Raw genomic sequence first — 24,119 nt, 5'->3', positions numbered from 1 at the left:
GCCTGGGTCGGGAACATCGCGCGTTTCATGCGACGGGCCTACCCTGCCCGGGGATGCCGTTCAAGTCAGCAATAGCGCTCGGGCCCGATCCATTGCGCATCGTCATAGCGGTCGCCATGCGCCCAGCCGACCGGCAGAACGGCCTCAATCCGGGCAACGTCCTCGGCGGTAAGAGTAATCTCGGCCCCGCGCAGACATTCCTTGAAATGCTCGACCGAGCGCGTGCCGGGGATCGGCAACACATGCTCGCCCCGCGTCAGAAGCCAGGCATTGGCCAAAGCCGCGGCGGGCTCCCCCATCTCGGCCGCAAGGGCGCGGAAGCCGTCGGTGATCTTCAGATTGGCCTCGTGATTGCCCGGCTGGAAGCGCGGGTTCGAGGCCATGAACGGGATCTCGGTGATGCGGTCGGGCAGGATCGGGTGATCCGTGAGCAGCGACCGCCCGACCGGCGAGAACGCCACCAGCGCCGTGCCCAGCTCGGAGCAGGCCTGCACGAGGCCCAGCTCGGGCGAGCGGGTCTGCAAGGAGTATTCCGACTGCACGGCATCGATATGGGTCACCGCAGCGGCGCGGCGCAACGAAGCCGGCGCGATCTCGGAGAAACCGACCGCGCGGGTCTTGCCCGAGGCCTTCAGCCGCGCGAGCGTCTCGGCCACTTCCTCGATCGGCCGGGCGGCCTCGCGACGGTGGATGTAGAACAGGTCGACATGATCGACGCCAAGCTTCTGAAGGCTCTTGTCGAGCTCGGCCTCCAGATGCGCCGGATCATTCGAGAGCGCCCGCTTGCCGTCGGCGCCCGTGGTGATCGAGGCTTTGGTGGCAATGACGAACTCATCCCGCGCGCTGGGGTTCTTCGCCAGATACGAGCCAATCCAACGCTCGGACCGCCCGCCGCCATAGACATTGGCGGTGTCGAGATGGCTCACGCCCCGCTCCCGCATCAGGTCGAGGATCGCGTGCGAGGCCTCCTCGCTGGTGGGTCCGTAGAAATCCGAGAAGGACATCGCGCCATAGCCGATGGCCGAGAGTTCGATCCCCGAGGATCCCAGTCTGCGCTTTTGCATGAAGCTCTCCGGTCTGTTGCCGGACTTACCTGACGCCCGGGCGGGCGCGGGTCAAGGGCGGGTAGTGGCCGGAGGGGTTTCTCCCTCACCCGGCATGGCTCCGCCACGCAGGTCTCGGGCGACGGAAGAAGGGGGGGGGGCGCTGCCCCCCTCGCCCTGCGGGCTCTCCCGGCCCTCGGCTTACGCCTCAGGCGTTCGAGCTTAAGGGCGCGCCACTGGCGCTCCCTCCGGGCGGCCCTCACCCCCCAGGATAATTCAGGAACGAAGATGAGAGGAGCGTGGCGAGGCATTCTCACCTTGTCACAAATACTCAAGGCCCCTCATCGCGCGCCCCACGTCTCATCACTCTGCGTGAAATACTCACGGCAACCTGCCCAACAGCCGAAGGCAGTCAAGTCGGCGCGGGCGGCCGAAGCGCGCGGGGTGGGTGGGTGGGAGCGCGGTTCGGCCGCCCCCTCTCCCCTCAGAGCGACTGATCCCAATCGCGCATGCGGGCGACGTAGCGGGCCAGCGTATCGATCTCCAGATTGATCGCGTCGCCCACCCCGATGTCGCCCCAGGTCGTGACCTGCTGCGTATGCGGGATCAGGTTCACACCGAACTCGCGCCCCTGCACCTCGTTCACCGTCAGCGACGTGCCGTTCAGCGCCACCGACCCCTTGGGGGCGATGAAACGCGCCAGCTCCTCGGGAGCGCGGAAGGTCACGCGGGTCGAGTCCCCTTCGGTCACCATCCCGATCACCTCGGCCACGCCGTCGACATGACCCGAGACGATATGCCCGCCCAGCTCATCCCCGACCTTCAGCGCGCGCTCCAGGTTCAGACGTTTGCCGACGGCCCAGGAGTTCCGGCCGATCGCGGTCTTCATCACCGTCTCGGCCGAGATATCCACGTCGAACCAGTTCATCGGCTCACGGCCCAGCGCCACCACCGTCAGGCAAACCCCGTCGCAAGCGATGGAGGCGCCGATCTCGATCCCGTCCACGTCATAGGCCGTGCCGATCCGCGCCCGCAGGTCGCCGCGCTGCTCCACGGCGAGGACCTCGCCGATATCGGTGATGATTCCGGTGAACATGGCTTCCCCTTCGTTGTCTCTGCCCCGGGCCTTCTTTCAGCCATCATCGGGGTTTATGCCTTGGCCAATCTCTGGCATCCTTTTGCGCCAAGGGGAACACCCCATCCGGCGCCTTGAACCGGGACATAAGCAGGCAACAGCACCAGGCACAGGCCCATGATCCGCACCACCGGCGACGATCGCCGCTTCCTCTTCCTTCAGGGGCCGCACGGGCCCTTCTTCCGGGAACTGGGCGCCATGCTGCGTCAGGCGGGGGCCGAGGTCTGGCGCGTGGGCTTCAACCGGGGCGACCAAGCCTATTGGGGGCGTGAGGGCTATCTGCCCTTCACCGGCACCCAAGACGATTGGCCCGCCTACTTTGACGGGCAATTGGAGGCGCTGGGGATCACCGACCTCGTCCTCTACGGCGACACCCGCTTCATCCATGCCGAGGCCGTTCGCCGCGCCAAGGCCCGCGGGATCCGCGTCCATGTCTTCGAGGAAGGCTATCTGCGCCCCTGGTGGGTGACCTATGAGCGCGGTGGCTCGAACGGGCATTCCCGCTTGATGGACCTCAGCGTGGCACAGATGCAGAAGGCGCTGGAAACCGTCGAGACCGACCTGATCGATGCCCCCGCTCATTGGGGCGACATGCGTCAGCACGTCTGGTACGGCGCCGCCTATCACGCGCGCATTCTGCTGGCGAACCGTGCCTACCGCGGCTTCCGCCCCCACCGCGCGCTGAATGTCGGGCAGGAGTTCCGCCTGCACCTCGGGCGCTTGCTGGCCATGCCGTTCCACGCCATCGAACGGCGGCTCGCCACGCGGCGGGTACGATTGGGCGGCTTCCCCTATCACCTTGCCCTGCTGCAGCTGGAGCATGACAGCAGCTTCCAGCAACACTCGCCCTTCTCGACGATGACCGAGTTCCTTGAGCTCGCTATCCGCGGCTTTGCCGAAGGCGCGCCCCGCCACCACCATCTGGTCTTCAAGGCCCATCCGCTTGAGGATGGCCGCACCAAGCTGAAGGCCGACATCGCCCGCCTCGCCCGTGAGGCCGGGGTTGCCCACCGCGTCCATTTCATCCGCGGCGGCAAGCTTGCGGGCCTTCTGAACCACGCGCGCTCGGCGGTGACCGTGAACTCGACGGCGGCGCAACAGGTGCTCTGGCGCGGCATGCCGCTGAAGGTCTTCGGCGCCGCGGTCTATGACAAGCCCGAGTTCGTCTCGACCCAGGATCTGCCCGAATTCTTCGCACAGCCAACCCGCCCCGATCTGCGCGCCTACCGGGACTATCGCCGATTCCTGCTGGAAAGCTCGCAACTTCCCGGCGGCTTCTATTCCGCGGCCGGTCGTCGGCAATTGCTCCGGCAGGTCGTCGACATGATCCTGTCGCCGGAAGATCCCTACGACGCCCTGATCGCCGGCAGTGCGGCACCCCGGCAACACCTGCGCCTGCTGCCCTGACCACGGGTCCCCCGGGCTGATGGACCGCGACCGGGCCACAAGATGCGGCACCGGACCCACGCGCACGACGCTAAATAGGCAGGCACCGCCCACCGCCACGCGCCGCGGAGGCGCAGCCTCCGCCGGGCCGCCGGGGGCTCGATGCCCCCATGGCCCGCCCCTGTTGTCTGACAGGAACGCTCGCCGCACATCCCCACTTGGAAATTTTCGCGCTTCTGCGTATAGTTGCACAAAAAACTTGAGGCAGATCCATACAAGGAGCCCGAGCAGTGATTGTCAGACCTTCGCGCCGCGCCCGTCGGCTGGCGCTCGGTGCGCTCTTGGTGGCCCTTGGCGCCTGTACCGCGCCGCGCCCCGGCCCCAACATGAACGAGATCTTCGCCGGCTCCGTCATGCGGGAGGGCAATGCCTATATCGTGGCTGTCGGTGACCGCGTGAACCGCGCCGCCAACGTGCCCATGGCCCTCGGCTTCTCGGATTCGCTGCGGCAGGCGCGCCTGTTGGGCGGCGACACCATCCGCACCGGCGACACCGTCTCCGTGACCGTCTACGAGAACGTGCCCGAGGGATTGCTGACCTCCGTCGATACGCGCGGCGCGCAGCTCACCGAGCTTCAGGTCGACGACCAAGGCTACATCTACGTCCCCTTCGCCGGCCGCGTTCGGGCCGCCGGCCAGTCGCCCGAGGCCCTGCGCTCGGCGATCTCGGAACAGCTGGACCAGCAGACGCCCGACCCGCAGGTCTATGTCAGCCGCACTGGCGGTGACGGCGCGACCGTCAGCGTCGTCGGCCGCGTCGGCGCCCAGGGCGTCTATCCGATCGAGCGTCCCAACCGCCGTTTGACCGCCATGCTGGCCACTGCCGGCGGCGTCAGCATCGAGACCCAGACCGCCGTGGTCTCGGTCGCGCGCGGCTCGGTGACGGACCGCATCTGGCTGGAAGACCTGTTCGAATACCCGCAGCTCGACATCGCCATGCGCGGCGGCGACCGTATCTTCGTCGAGGCCGACCAGCGCCGTTTCACGGTTCTGGGCGCGACCGGCGAGCAGGCCCTCGTGACCTTCGACCAGCGTCAGCTGACCGCGATCGAGGCCCTCGCGCAGGTCGGCGGCCTTGATGCCACCCGCGCCGACCCGACCGGGGTCTTCGTCTTCCGCGACGAACCCGTCGAGGTGGCGCGCAACGTTCTTGGCCAGCCGAACCTGCAGACCGACACCCGGATCGTCTATGTGCTGGACCTGACCGCGCCGAACGGCATGTTCATGGCCCGCGACTTCCAGATCCGCGACGGCGACACGATCTATGTGACCGAGGCCTCCTCGGTGGCGTGGAACCGTCAGATCGCCACGCTGTCGGGCACGCTCAGCGCCACCGGCACCGCGGTGACCACCTACAACCGCGCCAGCAGCGGCGGCTGATTGTCCTCGCCGCGTCATGGAGCATGAGGACGCGCCGCCCCGCCGCCTGATCGCCGCGAGCCTGGGCTTTCTGGGCCCCGGCGCGCAGGCGCGGCGCATCCGGCGCATTCTGGACCTGTCCCTGTCGCGCCCCCGCGCCGGCTGGCCTTCGCCGGGCGATGCCGTGGTGGCCTGGGGCCACAGCCCCCGTGCCTGGCGCGCCGAATGGCTCGCGGCGCGCTCGGGTGCGCCGCTGTGGCGGATCGAGGACGCCTGGATCCGCTCGCTCCACCCCGGTCGTCAGGGCAATGAGCCGCCGATGGGCCTGCTCGTCGACGCGCTCGGCCTGCATTACGATCCCGCCCAGCCGTCGGAATTGGAGCTGCTTTTGCAGACCCATCCGTTGGACGACGGCCCGCTGATCGCCCGCGCCCGCAGCACTTTGGAGCGGATGCGCGCCCTTGGCCTGTCCAAATACAACGCCCACGACCCCACTCTGCCCCCGCCCGAACCGGGCTACGTGCTCGTCGTCGACCAGGTGCGCGGCGATGCCTCGCTGACCCATGGCGGCATCGGTGACGAGGCCGCGATCAATCGCCGCTTCCGCGACATGCTGAACGCCGCGCTGGACGAAAACCCCGGCGCGCGGGTGTTGATCCGCGCCCATCCCGAGACCACGGGCGGCCAACGCCCCGGCCATTACCAGCCCGAAGACGCCATCGGTCGCGTCTCTTTCGTTGAGGGGGCGCATAGCCCGCAGGCCCTGCTGGAGGGCGCGGTCGCGGTCTATACCGTCTCGTCGCAGATGGGGTTCGAGGCCATTCTCGCCGGGCATCGCCCGCGCGTCTTCGGCCATCCCTTCTATGCCGGCTGGGGCCTCAGCGGCGACGAGATCCCGCCGCCCCGCCGCGGTCGCGACCTGACCCGCGTACAATTGTTCGCGCTGGCGATGCTGGTCTATCCAGTCTGGTACGACCCGCTGCGCGACCGGCTGTGCCTGTTCGAGGAAGTGCTCGACCAGATGGAAGCGCGGCTCAAGGTCTATCGTCAGGACCATGCCGGCCATGTCGCAGCCGGCATGCGCCGCTGGAAACGCCCGCATCTGCAGGCCTTCTTCGGCACACACCACCCGGTCCGTTTCAGCGACGAGGGCGCGACCCTCGCCTGGGCCTCCCGCGCACCCGAAGGGTTCGACGGGTTGCGGGTCGAGGATGGCTTCCTGCGCTCGAAGGGCTTGGGGGCCGAGCTGGTGCCGCCCCTTTCGCTGGCCGTCGACGACCTCGGGATCTATTACGACCCCAGCCGCGAAAGCCGGCTGGAACGGCTGATCGCCACGCCCCTCGACGCCGCGGCCGAGGAACGCGCCCTGTGGCTGCGGGCGACGATCCTCGACAGCGGGCTGAGCAAATACAACCTCGGCGGCGCGGCAGGAGAGGCCAAGGCCCGGGTTGCGGCCCTGCGTGGGGAACGGCCGGGGGCCACGGTGATCCTCGTGCCCGGACAGGTCGAGGACGATGCCTCGATCCGTCTCGGCGCGGGCGAGGTCTGGACCAACCGTGCCTTGCTGGAGGCCACGCGCGCGGCCCATCCCGAGGCGATCCTGCTGTATAAACCCCATCCCGATATCGAGGCGGGTCTGCGGCCCGGTGCCTTGGGCGAGGCCGCGGAATTGGCGGATCTGGTGCTGGACCGCGTCGACGCGGCCGAGGCTTTGGGGATGGCGGATGCCGTCTGGACCATGACCTCGGGTCTGGGGTTCGAGGCCCTGATGCGGGGCCTGCCGGTCACGACGCTGGGCGCGCCCTTCTATGCGGGCTGGGGCTTGACCGAGGATCGCAGCCCGGTGCCCGAGCGCCGGCTGGCCGTTCAGCCACGCCCGACGCTGGACCAGTTGGTGCATGCGACGCTGATCGCCTATCCGCGTTATCTGGACCCGGTCACCCGTCAGCCCTGCCCGCCCGAACTGGCGGTCGAGCGGCTGGCGCATGGCCTCACGGGGCGCGGATCGCCGCGCCTCAGGGCGCTGGCGAAGCTTCAGGGGGTTTTTGCCAGCTATGCCTGGCTGTGGCGGCGCTGATTACAGCGCCGCTCGCGGCACCGGCACAAGGCCCAGACGCTGCGCCGCTTCCAGGGACAGGATGTTCGAGTTCAGGCCCTGCGTCGACTGATAGCCGCGCACGGCCTCGGCCAGCTCGGGGCCCCATTCGCCATCGATCGCACCGCCGTAATGGCCGCGCGCGGTCAGGGCGCGTTGCAGCGAGGCGATGAAATCCTCGGTCACCTGCTCCGGGCAGAGGACAGCGAACAGACGGTCCTGCGCGGGTGCGATCACCTGCTCCTGCGGGGCCAGCGTGGCATCCGCACCACTGGGCACGAAGGTCGTCTCGGTCACCGCGGGAATGCGGTCGGTGGTCCAGCAGGCATTGTCGGGGATCGTGGCCGGGCGACCGGCTTCGGGTGCGGGTTCGGCCCGGGTCGCGGGCTCGGGCGCCGAGGACTGGCAGGCAGCCAGAATGGCGGTCAGGCAGAGCGGAAGGACAAGACGCAGCATGAAAGCCCCAGCGCGCGATTCGGCGCATTGTTTCGTGTTCAGGAGCAATCTGTTGTCGAAAGGGGGCAATTTCCGGGCAGCGAAACGGCGAAGCGCGGGCGGCTCCGGCACCATTTCGCGGCGAAGGACCTTATCGGCGGCCCCCGCTCCCTTGCTTGCACGACCCGCCGCGACACTTTTCAAAGCGTCGTCCATCGCTTATGTCGGACGTGGATTGCAACGGAACACAGGCAGGCAGACCACATGGTCAAGATCACCTATATCGAGTTCGACGGCAAAGAGCATGTCATCGACGTGGCCGAGGGCCTGACCGTCATGGAAGGCGCCCGCGACAATGGCGTGCAAGGCATCGAGGCCGATTGCGGCGGCGCCTGCGCCTGCTCGACCTGCCATGTCTATGTCGACCCCGCCTGGGTCGAAAAGCTGCCGGCCAAGGACCCGATGGAAGAGGACATGCTCGACTTCGCGTATGAGCCCGATCCGACCACCTCGCGCCTGACCTGTCAGCTGAAGGTGACCGCGGCGCTGGACGGTCTTGTCGTCCGCATGCCTGAGCGGCAGATCTGATCCCATGGCGATGAGCGTGCGTCGCCAGTTGTGGATCTGGGGCGCACTGGCCGCCCTGCTTCTGCTCGCCCTGTGGCGGCTGGGCGATGTCATGCTGCCCTTCGTGCTGGGCGCCGCTCTTGCCTATTTCCTCGACCCGCTGGCCGACCGGCTGGAGCGTGCGGGCCTGTCCCGCACCGCCGCGACGGTGGTCATCTCGCTCGCGATGGTGCTGGTCTTCGTGCTGGCCATCCTCTTGGTCGTGCCGCTGCTGATCCAGCAGTTTCAGGCCCTGCGCGACGCCCTGCCCGGCCTTGTCGAACGCGGCACCACGCTGCTGACGGAACGCTTCCCCTCGATCCTCGAGGCCGATTCGACCCTGCGCACCTCGCTCGACAGTCTTGCCGAGGCGATTCAGGCTCGCTCGGGCGAGCTGGCCAATGCCATCCTCGGCTCGGCCCTGTCGGTGATCAACGTCGTCCTGCTGATCGTCATCGTGCCGGTCGTGGCCTTCTACATGCTGCTGGACTGGGACCATGCAGTGGCGCGTGTCGATGCCATGCTGCCGCGCGAACATGCGCCGACGATCCGCAAGCTGGCCTCTGAAATCGACCGCACCGTGGCCTCGTTCATCCGGGGCATGGGCACGGTCTGCCTGCTGATGGGCGCCTTCTACGCGGTGGGCCTGATGCTGGTCGGGCTGCAATTCGGCGTGGTGCTGGGCGCTTTCGCCGGCCTCATCACCTTTATCCCCTATGTTGGCGCGATCCTCGGCGGGGCTTTGGCCCTCGGCTTCGGGCTGGTGCAGTTCTGGGGCGATTGGGTGTCGCTGGCCATGGTCGCGGGCGTGTTCGTCGCGGGCCAGATGATCGAGGGCAACGTCCTGACGCCGAAGCTGGTGGGCCGCTCGGTCGGACTGCACCCGGTCTGGCTGATCCTCGCCCTCAGCGTCTTCGGGGCCCTGTTCGGCTTCATCGGCATGCTGATCGCCGTTCCGGTTGCCGCCGCCATGGGCGTCGTCGCCCGTCATTTCGCGCAGGTCTACAAGGAGAGCACCCTCTACGACCCCGCGAATGCCGTGAGCCAGCCGGCGGCGCCGCACCGCACCACGATCCCGCGCGAGCAAGAACCCCGCGTCTCCCGGACCCACCTTCCCGACAGCGATTTCGAGCATGGTGACGACACGTCCGGAGGCTGAGGTGAGCGGGTCCCATCGCGCCATCCAACTCCCTCTCGATCTGCCCAGCGCCGAGGCGATGGGGCGCGAGGATTTCCTCGAAGCCCCCTCGAACGCGCTGGCGCTGGCGGCGCTGGACGCCCCTCAGGGCCTGCCCAACGGGTTGTCGGTGCTGGTCGGCCCGCCGGGGTCGGGCAAGACGCATCTGGCACGGATCTGGGCCGAGGCGGTGGACGCGCATTGGCAGCCCGTCGACACGCTGGGCCATGACCTGCCCGCTTTGCTGGAGCCGGGTGCGGCGCTGAACGTCGTCGTCGATGACGCGCAATGCATCGCCGGTACCCGGGGCGAGGAGGCGATGTTCCACCTCGTCAACCACCTGCGCGGACGGGGCCAGCTGCTGCTGACCGCCCCGGTACCGGTGCGCGACTGGGGCCTGCGCCTGCCCGACCTGATCTCGCGTCTGTCGGCGGCCGCGCATCCCGCGCTGGCCGAACCCGACGAGGCCCTGCTGGCCGCCGTTCTGGTCAAGCTGTTCAGCGACCGGCAGCTGCGCGTGGAGCCGGCGCTGATCGACTACCTGCTGGAACGGATGGAGCGGTCGCTGGGCGCCGCGCGCGCGCTGGTGGCGGAAATGGACCGCCGGGGCCTGCAGTTCCGGCGCCGCATGACACGGGATCTTGCGCGCGAGGCGCTGGCCGAGATCCTCGACAAGACCGATGAAGACGAGGCACCATGAGCGACCATCACCAAACTGTCGCAAATCCCGGCTACGGAACCGCCATGAGCACATCGGATTTCCTTCACGGCCCGTTCCCCGACCCGATCGACCCGCCCGAAGGCTTCGATCCGGCGTCCCCTGCGCGTTTCTTCAACCGCGAACTCTCGTGGGTGGCCTTCAACTGGCGCGTGCTGGAAGAGGCCTCGAACCCGCGCGTGCCGCTGCTGGAGCGCCTGCGGTTCCTGTCGATCTCGGCCGCGAACCTCGACGAATTCTACACCGTCCGCGTCGCCGGCCTGCGCGAATTGCACCGGGCCGGAAACACCCATCCCTCGACCGATGGCCGCACGCCCTATGAACAGCTGACCCTCATCAACGAGGACGCTCGGCGCCTGATGCAGGTCCAGCAAGAAACCTTCATCGCCCTGCGCAAGCTGCTGGAGGAGGAACGCATGTTCATCCTCGACCGCAGCGAGCTGACGGCCGAGGACAGCACCTTCCTGCGCGAGTATTTCCTCGCCAACGTCTTCCCGATGCTCTCGCCGCTGGCGATCGACCCGGCCCACCCCTTCCCGTTCATCCCCAACACCGGCTTCTGTCTGGCGCTGACGATCGAACGCAAGTCCGACGGCCTGCGCCGCGCCGCGCTGCTGCCGGTGCCGCAGCAGATCGACCGCTTCGTGCGCCTGCCGGCCGAGGGGCTGGCCTTCCGCTTCCTGCCGCTGGAGGAGCTGCTGCTCGACCAGATCGAGGCGCTGTTCCCCGGCTACCGGGTCATCACCTCGCATGCCTTCCGCGTGCTGCGCGATTCGGACATGGAGGTCGAGGAAGAAGCCGAGGACCTCGTGCGGGAATTCGAGGTCGCGCTGAAGCGTCGCCGCCGCGGCGAGGTCGTGCGCCTGACGATGACCGCCGGGGCCGAACCTTCGCTCAAGTCGCTGGTGATGGAAGAGCTTGGGGTCGAGGCCGAGGAAGTCGTGGAGCTCGACGGGCTTCTGGGCATGGCCGATGTGAAGGAACTGGTGGTCGATGGCCGCCGTGACCTGCAATGGCCGCCCTTCACCCCGCGCGTGCCCGAGCGTGTGCAGGACCATGACGGCGACATGTTCGCGGCGATCCGCCAGAAGGACATGCTGCTGCACCACCCCTACGAGACCTTCGACATGGTGGTCCGCTTCCTCAAGCAGGCGGCGAACGATCCCAACGTGCTGGCGATCAAGCAGACGCTCTATCGCACCTCGCGCGACAGCCCGATCGTCGATGCGCTGTGTGAAGCGGCCGAGGCCGGCAAGTCGGTGACCGCCTTCGTGGAACTGAAGGCCCGGTTCGACGAGGCCGCCAACATCCGCCAGTCGCGCCGGCTGGAACGCGCGGGCGCGCATGTCGTCTACGGCTTCATCCACTACAAGACCCACGCCAAGATCTCGGCCGTGGTCCGGCGTGAGGGTGACAAGCTGGTGACCTATACCCATTGGGGCACCGGCAACTACCACCCGATCACCGCGCGGATCTATACCGACCTCAGCCTGTTCACCTGTGGCGCGCCCGCCGGGCGTGATGCGGCGCGGGTGTTCAACTACCTGTCGGGCTATGCCCAGCCCGAGACGCTGGAGAATCTGGCGATCTCGCCGCTGACGTTGAAACCCCGCCTGATCGAGCTGATCGGACGCGAGGCCGAGCATGCCCGCGCCGGTCGTCCGGCGCAGATCTGGGCCAAGATGAACTCCATCATCGACGCCGATGTGATCGACGCCCTCTATGCCGCCGGTCAGGCCGGGGTGCAGATCAGCCTCGTGGTGCGCGGGATCTGCGGCATCCGCCCCGGCATAAAGGGCCTGTCCGAGAACATCCGGGTCAAATCCATCGTCGGCCGCTTCCTTGAGCATTCGCGCATCGTCTGCTTCGGCTCGGGCCATGGCCTGCCGTCCGATCAGGCGCGGGTCTTCATGTCCTCGGCCGACTGGATGGGTCGCAACCTGATGCGCCGGGTCGAGACCTTGGTCGAGATCGACAACCCGACCGTGAAGGCCCAGATCGTTCGTCAGATCATGGCGGCGAACCTGTATGACGAAGCACAGACCTGGGTCCTCGATGGCAACGGCCGCTACCAGCGCGCCGAGCTGGACCCCGGCGAGGAAGGCCGCACCCTGTTCAGCTGCCACCGCTTCTTCATGGAAAACCCGTCGCTGTCGGGTCGCGGATCGGCGGGCGCGCATGACGTGCCGGAACTGGCCCACACGCCCGAGTGAGTTACCTGTCCTGAGAACTGTTTCCAGACCCGCGGTTGACGCCGCGCAGCGGCCTTGCCTAGATGGCGGGGCCGCTTCCAAGCAATGAGGATGGCGATGAACGCCGACAGCGACACTCCTACTGCCCCGACGCCCGTGCGTGGCTATTTCGGCGGGCAGGCGCTGTTCGATGACGATTCCGTGCGGGCGCTGGACCGCGTGGGCGTGATCGACGTGGGATCGAACTCGATTCGGATGGTCGTCTTTGACGGCGCCGCGCGTTCGCCCGCCTATTTCTTCAACGAGAAGGTCATGTGCGGCCTCGGGCGCGATCTGGCCCAGACCGGCGTGCTGCATCCCGAAGGTCGCGCCCGCGCCCTGTCGTCGATCAAGCGCTTCGCCCTTCTGGCGAACGACATGCACCTGACCTCGCTGACCATGGTCGCCACCGCCGCCGTGCGCGAGGCCTCGGACGGCGAAAGCTTCAAGGCCGAGGTCGAAGCCGCCACCGGGCTGGAGATGAACATCATCCCCGGCACCGAGGAGGCTCGACTGTCGGCTCAGGGCGTGTTGCTGGGCTGGCCCGGTGCGCGCGGCCTTGTCTGCGATATCGGCGGCTCGTCGATGGAACTGGCCGAGATCGGCGACAACACCGTCGGTCGGCGCATCAGCTCGTCTCTGGGTCCGTTCCGCCTGATGCAGGTGCCGGGCGGCAAGAAGGGGCTGAAGACCCATATCACCGAGACCCTGCGCGAGTTGCGCAACGAGGTCGGCGGCGAGCACAAGGCGCTGTACCTCGTCGGTGGCTCGTGGCGGGCCTTGGCGCGTCTGGACATGGAGCGTCGGGGCTATCCGCTGACGGTTCTGCACGAATACGAGATGACGCCGAAGTCGATCCGCAAGACCATCGACTGGCTGGAGACGCAGGATCTGAAGGCCCTGCGCAACAAGACCGGCATCTCGCCCGAGCGGATCACGCTGGTGCCGCTGGCCACGCAGGTGCTGCGCCAAATGCTGACGGTGTTCCGCCCGCGCGAGATTTACATCTCCAGCTATGGCATTCGCGAAGGCGTGCTGTTCGAGCAGATGCCCGACACCCTGCGCGCCCGCGACCCGCTGATCGAGGCCGGTCGCCATCTGGAGGCCACCTCGGCCCGCGTGCCGGGCTTCGGGCGGCAGATGTTCGACTTCCTCATGCCGCTGTTCCGCAATGTCTCGGACGAGCGCATGCGCCTGATCAAGGCCGCCTGCCTGTTGCATGACGTCAATTGGCGCGCGCATCCGGATTATCGCTCGGAAAGCTGCTTCGACACGGCGACCCGTGCCAACCTTGGCGGGCTGGATCACAAGGGGCGTGTGTACCTCGGCCTTGTGCTGATGAACCGCTACAAGTCGCCGGGTGCCGACAGCCGGATCACGCCGCTGCTGAAGCTCTTGGACGAAGAAGAGATCCGCCACGCGATCATGATCGGCCGGGCGATGCGCTTTGGTGCGATGTTCTCGCTGGCCGGGCCGGACAGCTCGGGCGAATTGCGCTACTTCCCCAAGAAGAAGGTGCTGGAGCTGATCCTGCAACCCGACCGCAAGGATCTGTTCGGCGAGGTGGCCATGCAGCGCTTTGCCTCACTAGCGAAGACGCTGGGGGTCACGACGACCTGGCGCGTGGCCCGCACTCAAAGCTCCAGAGGCTCGCCCAAAGGCTGATCCGGACCGGGCCCCTCGGGCGCGGTCTCAGGCGCGCGGCGGCGGATTAGGATGTCGCCATTGGGCAGGACCTCAGGCGCGTGCCAGCCCGAGAGGTCGCCGAGCATCTCGGCCAGATCCTGCAGATACGGGTTCACCGCCCCCAGCATGTCGCCCAGCAGGCCGCGGAGCCTGTTGTCCGGGGCTTCTGGGTCTTCCTGTGCCAAAGCGGGCGCAGCGACCGCCAGCAGACCAAGCAGGATCAGGGGACGGGTGCGACGAGGCGCAGGCATCGGCGGCTCCGTTTCAGGCGGCGTGACGTTGCCGGACCTCTTCCCAAGCGGTGTTGAGGGCCTTCAGCCGTTCTTCGGCCAGTTGGACGGCCTCATCGGGCACACCGCGAGCGCGCAGGGCATCGGGATGCGATTCGCGGACCATGCGGCGGAAGGCGGCACGGGCCTCGTCCAGCGAAGCGTCCTGCGGCAGCTCCAGCAGCTCGAAGGGATCGGGCGCCGCGCCGGGCACGAGGCGCGCGTGGATCGAGCGGTAGCAGCCTTCGCCCAGACCGAAGATCCCGGCGACATCGCGCAGGAAGGCCTCCTCGGCCGGGTGGAAATCGCCATCCGCCAGCGCGACATGGAACAACCCGTCCAACAGGTCGCGCAGCACCGGATCGCCCGCCGGGAACAACGCCGCGATCTTGCGGGCATAGGAATCGTAGCCGGCCACGTCCTGCCGCGCGAGGTTGAAGACGCGCGCCGCGTGCTGCTCTTCCTCGGGCGGGATGGTGAAGACCGAGCGGAACATCGTCACCTCGTCCCGGGTGACCATGCCGTCCGCCTTGGCCAGCTTCGCTCCCAGCGCGATCACGCCGATGGTGAAAGCCACGGTGCGTTCCGGGCGTTGGCGCAGCCGGTCGAACACCACCGACAGGGATTCCCCTGCCCGCAGCGCCCCGACGGCGTCCATGATGCGTGACCAAAGCGACATGAGCCCAGTTTATCCGCGGCCCGGTGATTTGAGAATGCGGCGTTTACAACAATTTCTGCATGAACACGAGATCGTGCCATTGCCCGAACTTCCGTCCCAGTTCCGGCATCCGCGCGACCTCGGCGTAGCCAAGGGCGGCGTGGAAGGCGAGCCCTTCAGGATTGCCGCCGCTGATCCCCGCGATCATCACATGGTGCCCCTTGTCGCGCGCGGCCTGCTCCAGCGCCTGAAGCAAGGCCCGTCCCACGCCGCGGCCCCGCGCGGCGGGCGAAAGGATGATCGTGTGCTCTTGCGCGAAGGCATAGCCGGGACCGCCCCGGAACTGGCTGTAGGTGGCAAAGCCCAGCACGTCTCCACCCTCTTCCGCCACGAGGAACGTCTCTCGGCCGTCGATCATCGCGATGATGTCGTCCTCGGAGCGTTCCAGCGGGCTGAAGGTCACCACCGTGTCCCGGATCAGCGGGTTCCAGAATGCGGCGATGGCGGGCGCATCCCCTGCGCGTCCGGCGCGGATCACCCCAGCACCACCCGGCCCGAGGGGGTCTGGAACTCGGCCACCAGCCCCGGTGCGCCGGTCTCGAACCGCAGGCGCGGGTCCGCGATCAGACGCGCCAGTGCGCGCTGCAGGTCGGGCGCGCGCGGGTGGCGCAGGCACAGCCCGGTCAGGCGCACGCCCCGGTCCGGCAGGCGCGAGGAGGGATGGGGCACGCCCGGCCCCCATTCGATCACCGCGGGCGAGGTGCCGTCGAAGGGCTGCAGGCCGCTGTCCGGCAGCGCGAAAGTCCAGGTCAGGTTGTCCCTGCGGAAGGCCACCGGCTCGCCCGAGCCACCGGGAGCCACAGACAACGCCTCGCCCAGATCATCGGCGCGCACGATCCAGCTTTGCGGACGGGTTGCGCCCTCGAAGTCATCGAGCGCGAACCAGCGCGGGCGATCCGGGCCGGGGGCGTCCGGGTCGATGGTGATCAACTCAAGATACTCGCCCTCGCCCAGCGACAGCAGCCGGTTGTGCGTGCCCATCTGCGCATGCTTTCCGCCGGGTTCCAGCGGGACACCCAGCGCCGCTTCCAGCGCCTCCGCCCCCTCAGCCAGCGATGTCGCGGCGATGGCGATGTGATCGAAAACGGCCATGCTCAGTCCTTACAGCCAATCCGCCAACGCCCAGAGCGCGGCCACCAAAGTCGGGTAGAAACTGGCCGCAAAGCCGAGGCCCCGCAAGGGGGGCGCGCGGTGATAGCCGATCCAGAACGCCAGCCGCGCCGCGCCGAAGGACCAGCCCAGCCAGACCAGCAGCCCCCAGCCCAGCACATACCCGGCAAAGGGCCAGAGCGCCAATGCGACGACCAGCTGTTCGGTCGTGTTGGTCAGCACCCGTTGGTCGATCTCCGCGCCCGAGCCGGGGAAAAACGGCTCGCCGTCGATGATGGCGCCGTCAAAGAACCGTCGCTGCGCCAGCCGGCCGATCATCGCCGCCATCAACAGTCCGCCGGGCAAGAACGCCGTGACCAGCGCGGGCACCATCTCGCCCGGCCCCCGGCCCCACCAGACCAACACCAGCGCCCAGAGCATGGCCAAGGCCATGGAGCCTGCGATCACCCGTCGTTTTCCGTCCATCGCCCTGCTCCCCTGCTTGCCCCAGCCTGTCCCACCGGGGTGGTCAGGTCAACGCGGATGGCGGGCCATAGAAAGGGGCGGCGCCCTCCAGCACCGCCCCCCTTCGGTCGCGCCTCCTCCTCGGAGGGCGGCCGGATATGCCTTGGCCGCGCCTCAGCCGCGCGCTTCGCGGATCAGGCGCAGGATGTCGGCGGCGGCTTTTGGAATGTTGGTCCCCGGACCGAAGATCGCCTTCACGCCGGCGCCCATCAGGAAATCGTAATCCTGCTGCGGGATAACGCCACCGCAGATCACGAGGATATCCCCCGCGCCCTGCGCCTTCAGCACCTCGATCAGCTTCGGCGCGAGGGTCTTGTGACCCGCCGCCTGCGAGCTGATGCCGATCACATGCACGTCGTTGTCGATGGCGTCCTGCGCGGCTTCCTCGGGCGTCTGGAAGAGCGGGCCCACATCGACGTCGAAGCCGATATCGGCAAAGGCCGTGGCGATGACCTTGGCGCCGCGGTCATGGCCATCCTGCCCCATCTTCACCACCAGCATGCGCGGGCGGCGGCCCTCTTCCTCGGCGAACGCCTCGACATCCTTCTGGATCGCCGCAAAGCCCTCGTCGCCCTCATAGGCCGCGCCATAAACACCGGCGAGCGTCTTCACCTCGGCCCGGTGGCGGCCGAACACCTTCTCCATCGCCATGCTGATCTCCCCGACACTGGCGCGTGCGCGCGCGGCTTCGACGGCCCCTTCCAGAAGGTTGCCACCCTCGGTCGCCCGGCGCTCCAGCTCGGCCAGCGCGGCCATGCAGGCGGCCTCGTCGCGGCTGGCGCGCATGGCGGTCAAACGGGCAATCTGGCTTTCGCGGACCTTGACGTTGTCGATGTCGAGGATGTCGATCGGGTCTTCCTTGGCGAGACGGTACTTGTTCACGCCGACGATGACTTCCTCGCCGCGGTCGATCTGCGCCTGACGCTTGGCGGCGGATTCCTCGATCCGGAGCTTGGGCATGCCCGAGGCCACGGCCTTGGTCATCCCTCCCATTTCTTCAACTTCCTCGATCAGTTTCCACGCGGCTTCGGCCAGGTCCGCTGTCAGTTTCTCAACATAATAGGAACCCGCCAGAGGATCGACGACCTTGGTCACCCCGGTCTCTTCCTGCAGGATCAGCTGGGTGTTCCGGGCGATCCGGGCGCTGAATTCCGTGGGCAGGGCGATGGCCTCGTCGAGCGCGTTCGTGTGCAGCGACTGGGTGCCGCCGAGCGCTGCCGCCAAGGCCTCATAGGCCGTGCGGACGACGTTGTTATAGGGGTCCTGCTCCTGCAGCGACACGCCCGAGGTCTGGCAATGGGTGCGCAGCATCAGGGAGCCCGGCTTCTTCGGCTCGAACTCGGACATGATGCGGTGCCAGAGCAGTCGGGCGGCGCGCAGCTTGGCGGCTTCCATGAAGAAGTTCATGCCGATGGCGAAGAAGAAGGACAGCCGGCCCGCGAAGGCGTCGACATCCATGCCCCGCGCCAGCGCCGCGCGGACATATTCGCGACCGTCGGCCAGCGTGTAGGCCAGCTCCTGCACGAGGTTCGCGCCCGCTTCCTGCATGTGGTAGCCGGAGATCGAGATCGAGTTGAACTTCGGCATCTCGGCCGAGGTGTATTCGATGATATCCGCGATGATCCGCATCGAAGGCTCGGGCGGATAGACATAGGTGTTGCGGACCATGAACTCCTTGAGGATGTCGTTCTGGATGGTCCCCGAGAGCGCCGTGCGGTCGACGCCCTGTTCCTCGCCCGTCACAATGAAATTGGCGAGGATCGGGATCACCGCGCCGTTCATCGTCATCGACACCGAGATCTTTTCCAAGGGGATGCCGTCGAAGAGGATCTTCATGTCCTCGACCGAGTCAATCGCCACGCCGGCCTTGCCCACATCGCCGACGACGCGCGGATGATCGCTGTCATAGCCACGGTGCGTCGCGAGGTCGAAGGCGACCGAGACACCCTGCTGACCGGCAGCCAAGGCCTTGCGGTAAAAGGCGTTCGATTCCTCGGCGGTCGAGAAACCCGCATATTGCCGGATGGTCCAGGGACGGCCGGCATACATCGTCGCGCGCGGGCCACGGGTGAAGGGCGCCATGCCGGGCATCGAGCCGAGATGGTCAAGCCCCTCGAGATCGGCCTCGGTATAGACCGGCTTCACCGGGATGCCTTCCAGCGTGTCCCAGGTCAGCGCATCGGGGCTGCGGCCCTTCAGCTCCTTCGTGGCAAGGGCTTCCCATTTGGCCAGCTTGTCGGTGTCGGACATGCGGTGTTCCTCCAAGGCATCAGGCCGCGAACCGCATGGGTTCGGGCGAAAATTCCGTGATCACGGGTGCAATCGGCGCGTTCGTGGTTATATCCACCCCAAAGGGAGACCCGCCGTTGATGAAACCCGTCCTGCTTGCGTTTCTGCTGATCCTCGCCCCCGGCCTTGCGGCGGCGCAGACCCCTGCTGAAGATGCGGTGCTGGACGAGGGCGAAGTGGTCGCGCCCGAGGCGCCCGGCGGGTTGCTGATCCTCGATGCGGCGGATGTGGACCCCGAGGATTTCCTGTGGGAATTCCGCATCGTGGCGGTGATGGCCGACAGCCCCAACGACCCCGCCTTCCAACGCCAGATGCGCGAGATCTCCGAGCGGCCGGGCGACATGGTGACGCGCGATGTGGTGGTGATCGTGGACAGCGACCGGCGCTCAGGCAGCCTGCTGCGGCAAAGGCTGAGGCCGCGCGGTTTCATGCTGGCGATCATCGAGAAGGACGGCGAGATCAAGCAGCGTAGGCCGGCCCCGCGCTCGGTGCGCGAGATCGGCGACATGATCGACCGCTTCCCGCTGAGACGGCAGGAATTGCTGGAGCGGCTGCCCGCGGGACGGTAAGGCGAGCGCCCCTGCCCGAGCGGCCGGGGGCGCTGCCCCCGGACCCCCGGAGTATTTGAGACAAGATGATGGGGGCGCGGTGCCACCTCACTCGAACTCCATGATCACGTCGTCGACGGCCATCGAACCGCCCACCGAGGCGTTGATCTTCTTGATCACGCCCTTCTTCTCGGCGCGCAGGATGTTCTCCATCTTCATCGCCTCGACGGTGCAGAGCGCCTGCCCCTCGAAGACCTCGTCGCCCTCTTCGACCGCGAGCTTCACGATCAGGCCCGGCATCGGGCAAAGGAGCAGTTTCGAAGTGTCGGGCGGCAATTTCTCGGGCATGAGCCGCGCGAGTTCCGCCTGACGCGGGCTGCGCACATGCACCTTCAGATCGGCGCCGCGCAGGCGGACGCGGTAGCCGCCCGTCGCACGCTCGACCTTCAGGACCAAGGGCTGGCCGTCGACGAGGATGCGCGCCAGCGTCTGGCCCGGCGTCCAGTCCGATTCCACCCGCATCGCCGCGCCATCGGCAAAGGCCACCGTCGCGCCGCCACGGTCCGCGCGGATCGCCACCGGGAATTCCTCGCCCTGCAGGACCACGACCCAATCGTCGCCGACCTTGCGCTCGTGGTTGTCCATGCGACCCGAGACGCGGGCGCGCCGGATCTCGGCCACGCGGTTCATCGCCGCCGCCGCCGCCGCGACCTTGCGCAGCATGGCGCCGGGCAGAGCCACGCCGTTGAACCCTTCGGGGAATTCCTCGGCGATGAAGGCCGTGGTGATGTCGCCCGAGACGAATTTCGGATGGTCCATCACCGCCGCGCAGAAGGGCAGGTTATGGCCGATGCCCTCGACCTCGAACGTATCCAGCGCGAGGCGCATCTCCTCGATCGCCGCCGCACGGGTCGGGCCCCAGGTGCAGAGCTTGGCGATCATCGGGTCGTAATACATCGAGATCTCGCCGCCCTCGTAGACGCCGGTATCGTTGCGCACGATGCCGCCATGCTGGGTCGTACCCTCGACGGGCGGACGGTAGCGGGTCAGGCGGCCGATGGAGGGCAGGAAGTTGCGGTAGGGATCCTCGGCATAGAGGCGGCTTTCCATCGCCCAGCCGTTGATCTTCAGGTCCTCTTGCTTGAACGGCAGCGGCTCGCCGTTCGCCACGCGGATCATCTGCTCGACAAGGTCGACGCCGGTGATCAGCTCGGTGACCGGATGCTCCACCTGCAGGCGGGTGTTCATCTCGAGGAAGTAGAAATTGCGGTTGCCGTCGACGATGAACTCGACCGTACCGGCCGAGGTATAGCCCACGGCCTTGGCCAGCGCGCAGGCCTGCTCGCCCATGGCCTTGCGGGTGGCCTCATCGAGGAAGGGCGAGGGCGCTTCCTCAATGACCTTCTGGTTGCGGCGCTGGATCGAGCATTCGCGCTCGTGCAGATAGACGCAATTGCCGTGCTTGTCGGCGAGGACCTGGATCTCGATATGGCGCGGTTGCGTCACGAATTTCTCGATGAAGATCCGGTCGTCGCCGAAGCTGTTCGCGGCCTCGTTCTTCGAGCTCTCGAAACCCTCGCGGGCCTCCTGCGCGTTCCAGGCGATGCGCATGCCCTTGCCACCGCCGCCGGCCGAGGCCTTGATCATCACCGGATAGCCAATCTCGTCCGAGATCTTCACCGCTTCCTCGGCGTCCGCGATGAGGCCCATGTAGCCGGGGACGGTGCTGACGCCCGCTTCCTGCGCGATCTTCTTTGAGGTGATCTTGTCGCCCATCGATTCAATGGCGGGGCTGGGGGGGCCCACGAAGATCACGCCTTCCTTCTCCAGCGCCTCGGCGAATTTCATGTTTTCGCTGAGGAAACCGTAGCCGGGATGCACCGCTTCCGCGCCGGTCTGGCGGATGGCGTCCATGATCTTGTCGATCACGATATAGGATTGGTTGGCGGGCGGCGGGCCGATGTGGACGGCCTCGTCCGCCATCTTGACATGCAACGCATTGCGGTCGGCGTCCGAGTAGACGGCCACCGTCTTGATCCCCATCTTGCGCGCCGACTTGATGACGCGGCAGGCGATCTCACCGCGGTTGGCGATCAGGATCTTCTTGAACATGCTCACTCCCCCTGCCCCGACGGGGCCTCAGATGCGTTGCGGTCGGCGATGGCGGACCGGGATGTCAGTCTTCGTCGTCGTCCCATTCCTCATCGTCTTCCTCGTCGTCCCAATCGTCTTGGGCGTCGTTGAAGATGTCGGGATAGGAGAGACGGGCGCGCTTCAGGTCGATCTTGAGAAGCGCCTCATAGCTGCGTGGGTCGAACGGGTCCTCGGCGGCCACGACCTCGCGGCCGAACAGCCACGACAGGCGGCCCGCGTCGAGATTGCCGCGCTCGAACGGCTCTTCGCCGAAATGTTCCCACAGCGCGGCGATGAAGGCCTCGTCGGCGCGGCGGTCGGGCGCGCGACGGTCCTTGAAACGCTCTCGCGAGATCAGGGGGGTGGCCCCTTCCTTGACGTTCGCGCGGCGGATGGTGAATTGGAAATCGGTGCCGGGCAGGCGCCCGGGGAAGCCACGGTGCTTCAGCATGGGTTTTCTCCCCGCCGGACCGTGTCCAAGCGAACGGGCGAGGCCATTCGCGGCCCCGCCCGGCGCGTTCTTACGCCAGAAGGCGTGAAATCAGTTGTATTTCGGAGCGACCGGCTCGACGTAGATCGGCGCGGGTGCGGGCTCGATGGGCACGTATTCGGGTTCGTCGTGATGGAAGTGGCTGCAGCCACCCAGAACGGCAACACCGAGCACGGCGGCAAGCATGCCGATGCGGGCTTTGAACATGTTGAACTCCTGCTCTCATTGTGACCCGGTCGCCGCCCAAGGCTGCGCCGGATCGCTTTATTTGCACAAACCACAGCGGCTGCGCTGCGCGCGATGCTATCCCATTCAAGGGGCCAAATCCAGTTTTTGTCTTCAAACATGGGGGCTTGCATGGCGTTTTGTGGTTTTGCAGCACCAAGACGGCGCGAGGCAGGGTTCAAGAAATCAACATCTGGGGCCGGACGACTGCCCGCCCTCAGATGCTGGTGAGGAGAGCATCCCGCCTTACAGCGGGATGTTGTCGTGCTTTTTCCAAGGGTTCGTCAGCTTCTTGTTCCGAAGGCTGGCGAAAGCGCGCGAGACACGGCGGCGGGTCGAGCGCGGCTGGATCACCTCGTCGATGAAGCCCTTCTCGGCGGCGACGAAGGGATTGGCGAAGCGGTCTTCGTAATCCTTGGTGCGCGCCGCGATCTTCTCCTTGTCGCCCAGTTCCGAGCGATAGAGGATCTCGACCGCGCCCTTCGCGCCCATCACCGCAATCTCGGCGGTGGGCCAGGCGTAGTTGAAATCGCCGCGCAGATGCTTGGACGCCATGACGTCATAGGCGCCGCCATAGGCCTTGCGGGTGATAACGGTGACCTTCGGCACCGTCGCCTCGCCATAGGCGAAGAGCAGTTTCGCGCCGTGCTTGATGACCCCGCCATATTCCTGACCGGTGCCCGGCAGGAAGCCCGGCACGTCGACCAGCGTCAGGATCGGGATCTCGAAGGCGTCGCAGAAGCGCACGAAGCGCGCGGCCTTGCGCGAGCTGTCGATATCGAGGCAACCCGCCAGCACCATCGGCTGGTTCGCCACCACGCCCACCGTCTGCCCTTCCAGACGGATGAAGCCGGTGATGATGTTCTTCGCGAAATCCTGCTGGATCTCGTAGAAATCGCCCTCGTCCGCGATCTTCAGGATCAGTTCCTTCATATCGTAGGGGGTATTGGGGTTGTCCGGGATCAGCGTGTCGAGGCTGTCCTCGATGCGGCCGGGCTCGTCGAAGAAGGGGCGGACCGGCGGCTTCTCGCGGTTGTTCAGCGGCAGGAAGTCGATCAGGCGGCGGACCTCGATCAGGGCCTCAACGTCATTCTCGAACGAGCCATCGGCGACCGAGCTCTTCTTCGTATGGGTCGATGCGCCGCCCAGCTCCTCGGCGGTGACGATCTCGTTCGTGACGGTCTTCACCACGTCGGGGCCGGTGACGAACATGTAGCTCGAGTCACGCACCATGAAGATGAAGTCGGTCATCGCCGGCGAGTAGACCGCGCCACCGGCACAGGGCCCCATGATCACCGAGATCTGCGGCACCACGCCCGAGGCCATGATGTTGCGCTGGAACACGTCGGCATAGCCCGCGAGCGAGGCCACGCCTTCCTGGATGCGCGCGCCGCCCGAATCGTTGAGACCGATCACCGGGGCGCCGTTCTGGATCGCCATATCCATGATCTTGCAGATCTTCTGGGCGTGGGTTTCCGACAGCGAGCCGCCGAAGACGGTGAAGTCCTGCGAAAAGACATAGACCATGCGGCCGTTCACGGTGCCCCAGCCCGTCACCACGCCGTCGCCGGCCGGACGGTCCTGCTGCATGCCGAAATCGGTGCAGCGATGGGCCACGAACATGTCGAACTCCTCGAACGAGCCCTCGTCGAGCAGCAGCTCGATCCGCTCGCGCGCGGTCAGCTTGCCCTTGGCATGCTGCGCGTCGATGCGGCGCTGGCCACCGCCCAGCCGCGCAGTCTCGCGACGGGATTCGAGCTCTTTCAGGATGTCTTTCATCGGGCCCTCCTCGGATCTGCCGGCAATCTACGAGGGCGACCGGGCCGGGGGAAGGAAAAACGAGAAAATTTGCAAATGAATTGGCAAGGTCGGATAGCGAATTGCAAATTAGCTAACACGGGCC

At 67.0% G+C, this 24,119-nt stretch carries 22 protein-coding genes; 9 read left to right on the top strand and 13 right to left on the bottom strand.

What is annotated here, in order from left to right; genetic code table 11:
• Nucleotides 1–65: 65 nt before the first annotated feature.
• Both BCY78_RS18775 and BCY78_RS18770 read right to left on the bottom strand, forming a co-directional pair.
• A complete protein-coding gene (locus tag BCY78_RS18775; RefSeq protein ID WP_068304914.1) occupies nucleotides 66–1,064 on the bottom strand; it encodes an aldo/keto reductase in 999 nt (332 codons plus the stop codon).
• A 463-nt stretch (nucleotides 1,065–1,527) separates the two neighbouring features.
• The gene (locus BCY78_RS18770; RefSeq protein WP_068304913.1) at nucleotides 1,528–2,139 is read right to left on the bottom strand and encodes a riboflavin synthase; all 612 of its coding nucleotides are present in this window, start codon (nucleotides 2,137–2,139) and stop codon (nucleotides 1,528–1,530) included.
• A gap of 156 nt (nucleotides 2,140–2,295) precedes the next feature.
• On the opposite strand from BCY78_RS18770, the gene BCY78_RS18765 reads away from it, so the two are divergent.
• The 3 genes from BCY78_RS18765 to BCY78_RS18755 all read left to right on the top strand — a co-directional run bounded on the left by BCY78_RS18765 (nucleotide 2,296) and on the right by BCY78_RS18755 (nucleotide 7,059).
• On the top strand, nucleotides 2,296–3,585 hold the full coding sequence (locus tag BCY78_RS18765; RefSeq protein WP_068304912.1) for a capsule biosynthesis protein: 1,290 nt from the start codon (nucleotides 2,296–2,298) through the stop codon (nucleotides 3,583–3,585).
• Nucleotides 3,586–3,854: 269 nt separating this feature from the next.
• Nucleotides 3,855–5,003: a polysaccharide biosynthesis/export family protein gene (locus tag BCY78_RS18760; RefSeq protein WP_233499440.1), complete on the top strand. Its 1,149-nt coding sequence runs from the start codon at nucleotides 3,855–3,857 to the stop codon at nucleotides 5,001–5,003.
• Between the two features lie 16 nt (nucleotides 5,004–5,019).
• Nucleotides 5,020–7,059, top strand: coding sequence for a capsular polysaccharide biosynthesis protein (locus tag BCY78_RS18755; protein ID WP_068304909.1), 2,040 nt, complete (start codon nucleotides 5,020–5,022; stop codon nucleotides 7,057–7,059).
• On the opposite strand, the gene BCY78_RS18750 is transcribed toward BCY78_RS18755, so the two are convergent.
• Nucleotides 7,060–7,533 (bottom strand): peptidoglycan-binding protein, encoded by a 474-nt coding sequence (locus BCY78_RS18750; protein WP_158515959.1) that lies wholly within the window; start codon nucleotides 7,531–7,533, stop codon nucleotides 7,060–7,062.
• A 243-nt stretch (nucleotides 7,534–7,776) separates the two neighbouring features.
• On the opposite strand from BCY78_RS18750, the gene BCY78_RS18745 reads away from it, so the two are divergent.
• The 5 genes from BCY78_RS18745 (at nucleotide 7,777) to BCY78_RS18725 (ending at nucleotide 13,909) form a co-directional block, all read left to right on the top strand.
• The gene (locus tag BCY78_RS18745) at nucleotides 7,777–8,100 is read left to right on the top strand and encodes a 2Fe-2S iron-sulfur cluster-binding protein (protein ID WP_068304906.1); all 324 of its coding nucleotides are present in this window, start codon (nucleotides 7,777–7,779) and stop codon (nucleotides 8,098–8,100) included.
• Between the two features lie 4 nt (nucleotides 8,101–8,104).
• A complete protein-coding gene (locus BCY78_RS18740) occupies nucleotides 8,105–9,277 on the top strand; it encodes an AI-2E family transporter (protein WP_068304904.1) in 1,173 nt (390 codons plus the stop codon).
• A 1-nt stretch (nucleotide 9,278) separates the two neighbouring features.
• Nucleotides 9,279–9,995, top strand: a complete 717-nt coding sequence (locus BCY78_RS18735; protein ID WP_369808712.1) for a chromosomal replication initiator DnaA — start codon at nucleotides 9,279–9,281, stop codon at nucleotides 9,993–9,995.
• A 44-nt stretch (nucleotides 9,996–10,039) separates the two neighbouring features.
• A complete protein-coding gene (locus tag BCY78_RS18730; protein ID WP_068304901.1) occupies nucleotides 10,040–12,226 on the top strand; it encodes an RNA degradosome polyphosphate kinase in 2,187 nt (728 codons plus the stop codon).
• Between the two features lie 96 nt (nucleotides 12,227–12,322).
• A complete protein-coding gene (locus tag BCY78_RS18725) occupies nucleotides 12,323–13,909 on the top strand; it encodes a Ppx/GppA family phosphatase (RefSeq protein WP_068304900.1) in 1,587 nt (528 codons plus the stop codon).
• Here BCY78_RS18725 and BCY78_RS18720 read toward each other — a convergent pair.
• The 6 genes from BCY78_RS18720 to scpA form a co-directional block, all read right to left on the bottom strand.
• The gene (locus tag BCY78_RS18720; RefSeq protein WP_068304898.1) at nucleotides 13,879–14,181 is read right to left on the bottom strand and encodes a hypothetical protein; all 303 of its coding nucleotides are present in this window, start codon (nucleotides 14,179–14,181) and stop codon (nucleotides 13,879–13,881) included. The two genes, BCY78_RS18725 and BCY78_RS18720, sit on opposite strands and share 31 nt — an antisense overlap.
• A gap of 13 nt (nucleotides 14,182–14,194) precedes the next feature.
• Nucleotides 14,195–14,878, bottom strand: coding sequence for a molecular chaperone DjiA (locus BCY78_RS18715; protein WP_068304896.1), 684 nt, complete (start codon nucleotides 14,876–14,878; stop codon nucleotides 14,195–14,197).
• 43 nt (nucleotides 14,879–14,921) lie between these two features.
• On the bottom strand, nucleotides 14,922–15,395 hold the full coding sequence (locus BCY78_RS18710; protein ID WP_068304894.1) for a GNAT family N-acetyltransferase: 474 nt from the start codon (nucleotides 15,393–15,395) through the stop codon (nucleotides 14,922–14,924).
• Nucleotides 15,392–16,009, bottom strand: a complete 618-nt coding sequence (locus BCY78_RS18705) for a VOC family protein (RefSeq protein ID WP_068304892.1) — start codon at nucleotides 16,007–16,009, stop codon at nucleotides 15,392–15,394. The genes BCY78_RS18710 and BCY78_RS18705 overlap by 4 nt, the downstream gene beginning before the upstream one ends.
• A 9-nt stretch (nucleotides 16,010–16,018) precedes the next feature.
• Entirely contained in the window at nucleotides 16,019–16,492 is a 474-nt protein-coding gene (locus BCY78_RS18700; RefSeq protein WP_068304890.1) for an MAPEG family protein, read from the bottom strand.
• 153 nt (nucleotides 16,493–16,645) lie between these two features.
• Complete coding sequence (scpA, locus tag BCY78_RS18695) at nucleotides 16,646–18,781, bottom strand: methylmalonyl-CoA mutase (RefSeq protein WP_068304889.1); 2,136 nt, start codon at nucleotides 18,779–18,781, stop codon at nucleotides 16,646–16,648.
• Between the two features lie 119 nt (nucleotides 18,782–18,900).
• On the opposite strand from scpA, the gene BCY78_RS18690 reads away from it, so the two are divergent.
• Nucleotides 18,901–19,389, top strand: coding sequence for a DUF4174 domain-containing protein (locus tag BCY78_RS18690; protein ID WP_068304887.1), 489 nt, complete (start codon nucleotides 18,901–18,903; stop codon nucleotides 19,387–19,389).
• Between the two features lie 87 nt (nucleotides 19,390–19,476).
• Here the strand turns inward: BCY78_RS18690 and BCY78_RS18685 are convergent, their stop codons facing one another.
• The 4 genes from BCY78_RS18685 to BCY78_RS18675 form a co-directional block, all read right to left on the bottom strand.
• A complete protein-coding gene (locus BCY78_RS18685) occupies nucleotides 19,477–21,480 on the bottom strand; it encodes an acetyl/propionyl/methylcrotonyl-CoA carboxylase subunit alpha (protein ID WP_068304886.1) in 2,004 nt (667 codons plus the stop codon).
• Nucleotides 21,481–21,544: 64 nt separating this feature from the next.
• Nucleotides 21,545–21,952 carry a hypothetical protein gene (locus BCY78_RS18680; protein WP_068304885.1) on the bottom strand — a complete coding sequence of 136 codons (408 nt, stop codon included), beginning with the start codon at nucleotides 21,950–21,952 and terminating at the stop codon, nucleotides 21,545–21,547.
• A 90-nt stretch (nucleotides 21,953–22,042) separates the two neighbouring features.
• On the bottom strand, nucleotides 22,043–22,198 hold the full coding sequence (locus tag BCY78_RS25655) for a hypothetical protein (RefSeq protein ID WP_158515958.1): 156 nt from the start codon (nucleotides 22,196–22,198) through the stop codon (nucleotides 22,043–22,045).
• A gap of 264 nt (nucleotides 22,199–22,462) precedes the next feature.
• Nucleotides 22,463–23,995, bottom strand: coding sequence for an acyl-CoA carboxylase subunit beta (locus BCY78_RS18675; RefSeq protein ID WP_068304884.1), 1,533 nt, complete (start codon nucleotides 23,993–23,995; stop codon nucleotides 22,463–22,465).
• Nucleotides 23,996–24,119: the final 124 nt, after the last annotated feature.

Source organism: Pararhodobacter sp. CCB-MM2, from assembly GCF_001691415.1.
Taxonomy (GTDB): Bacteria; Pseudomonadota; Alphaproteobacteria; order Rhodobacterales; family Rhodobacteraceae; genus Pararhodobacter.
This window is presented reverse-complemented; position numbering and strand designations above follow the sequence as displayed.

Coding starts and splice junctions, on each gene's coding strand:
- BCY78_RS18680 (WP_068304885.1), bottom strand. CDS start 21,952: ATGCTGAAGCACCGTGGCTTCCCCGGGCGCCTGCCCGGCACCGATTTC.
- BCY78_RS18700 (WP_068304890.1), bottom strand. CDS start 16,492: ATGGACGGAAAACGACGGGTGATCGCAGGCTCCATGGCCTTGGCCATG.
- BCY78_RS18765 (WP_068304912.1), top strand. CDS start 2,296: ATGATCCGCACCACCGGCGACGATCGCCGCTTCCTCTTCCTTCAGGGG.
- BCY78_RS18740 (WP_068304904.1), top strand. CDS start 8,105: ATGGCGATGAGCGTGCGTCGCCAGTTGTGGATCTGGGGCGCACTGGCC.
- BCY78_RS18775 (WP_068304914.1), bottom strand. CDS start 1,064: ATGCAAAAGCGCAGACTGGGATCCTCGGGGATCGAACTCTCGGCCATC.
- BCY78_RS18690 (WP_068304887.1), top strand. CDS start 18,901: ATGAAACCCGTCCTGCTTGCGTTTCTGCTGATCCTCGCCCCCGGCCTT.
- scpA (WP_068304889.1), bottom strand. CDS start 18,781: ATGTCCGACACCGACAAGCTGGCCAAATGGGAAGCCCTTGCCACGAAG.
- BCY78_RS18715 (WP_068304896.1), bottom strand. CDS start 14,878: ATGTCGCTTTGGTCACGCATCATGGACGCCGTCGGGGCGCTGCGGGCA.
- BCY78_RS18725 (WP_068304900.1), top strand. CDS start 12,323: ATGAACGCCGACAGCGACACTCCTACTGCCCCGACGCCCGTGCGTGGC.
- BCY78_RS18755 (WP_068304909.1), top strand. CDS start 5,020: ATGGAGCATGAGGACGCGCCGCCCCGCCGCCTGATCGCCGCGAGCCTG.
- BCY78_RS18770 (WP_068304913.1), bottom strand. CDS start 2,139: ATGTTCACCGGAATCATCACCGATATCGGCGAGGTCCTCGCCGTGGAG.
- BCY78_RS18720 (WP_068304898.1), bottom strand. CDS start 14,181: ATGCCTGCGCCTCGTCGCACCCGTCCCCTGATCCTGCTTGGTCTGCTG.
- BCY78_RS25655 (WP_158515958.1), bottom strand. CDS start 22,198: ATGTTCAAAGCCCGCATCGGCATGCTTGCCGCCGTGCTCGGTGTTGCC.
- BCY78_RS18750 (WP_158515959.1), bottom strand. CDS start 7,533: ATGCTGCGTCTTGTCCTTCCGCTCTGCCTGACCGCCATTCTGGCTGCC.
- BCY78_RS18730 (WP_068304901.1), top strand. CDS start 10,040: ATGAGCACATCGGATTTCCTTCACGGCCCGTTCCCCGACCCGATCGAC.
- BCY78_RS18685 (WP_068304886.1), bottom strand. CDS start 21,480: ATGTTCAAGAAGATCCTGATCGCCAACCGCGGTGAGATCGCCTGCCGC.
- BCY78_RS18675 (WP_068304884.1), bottom strand. CDS start 23,995: ATGAAAGACATCCTGAAAGAGCTCGAATCCCGTCGCGAGACTGCGCGG.
- BCY78_RS18705 (WP_068304892.1), bottom strand. CDS start 16,009: ATGGCCGTTTTCGATCACATCGCCATCGCCGCGACATCGCTGGCTGAG.
- BCY78_RS18745 (WP_068304906.1), top strand. CDS start 7,777: ATGGTCAAGATCACCTATATCGAGTTCGACGGCAAAGAGCATGTCATC.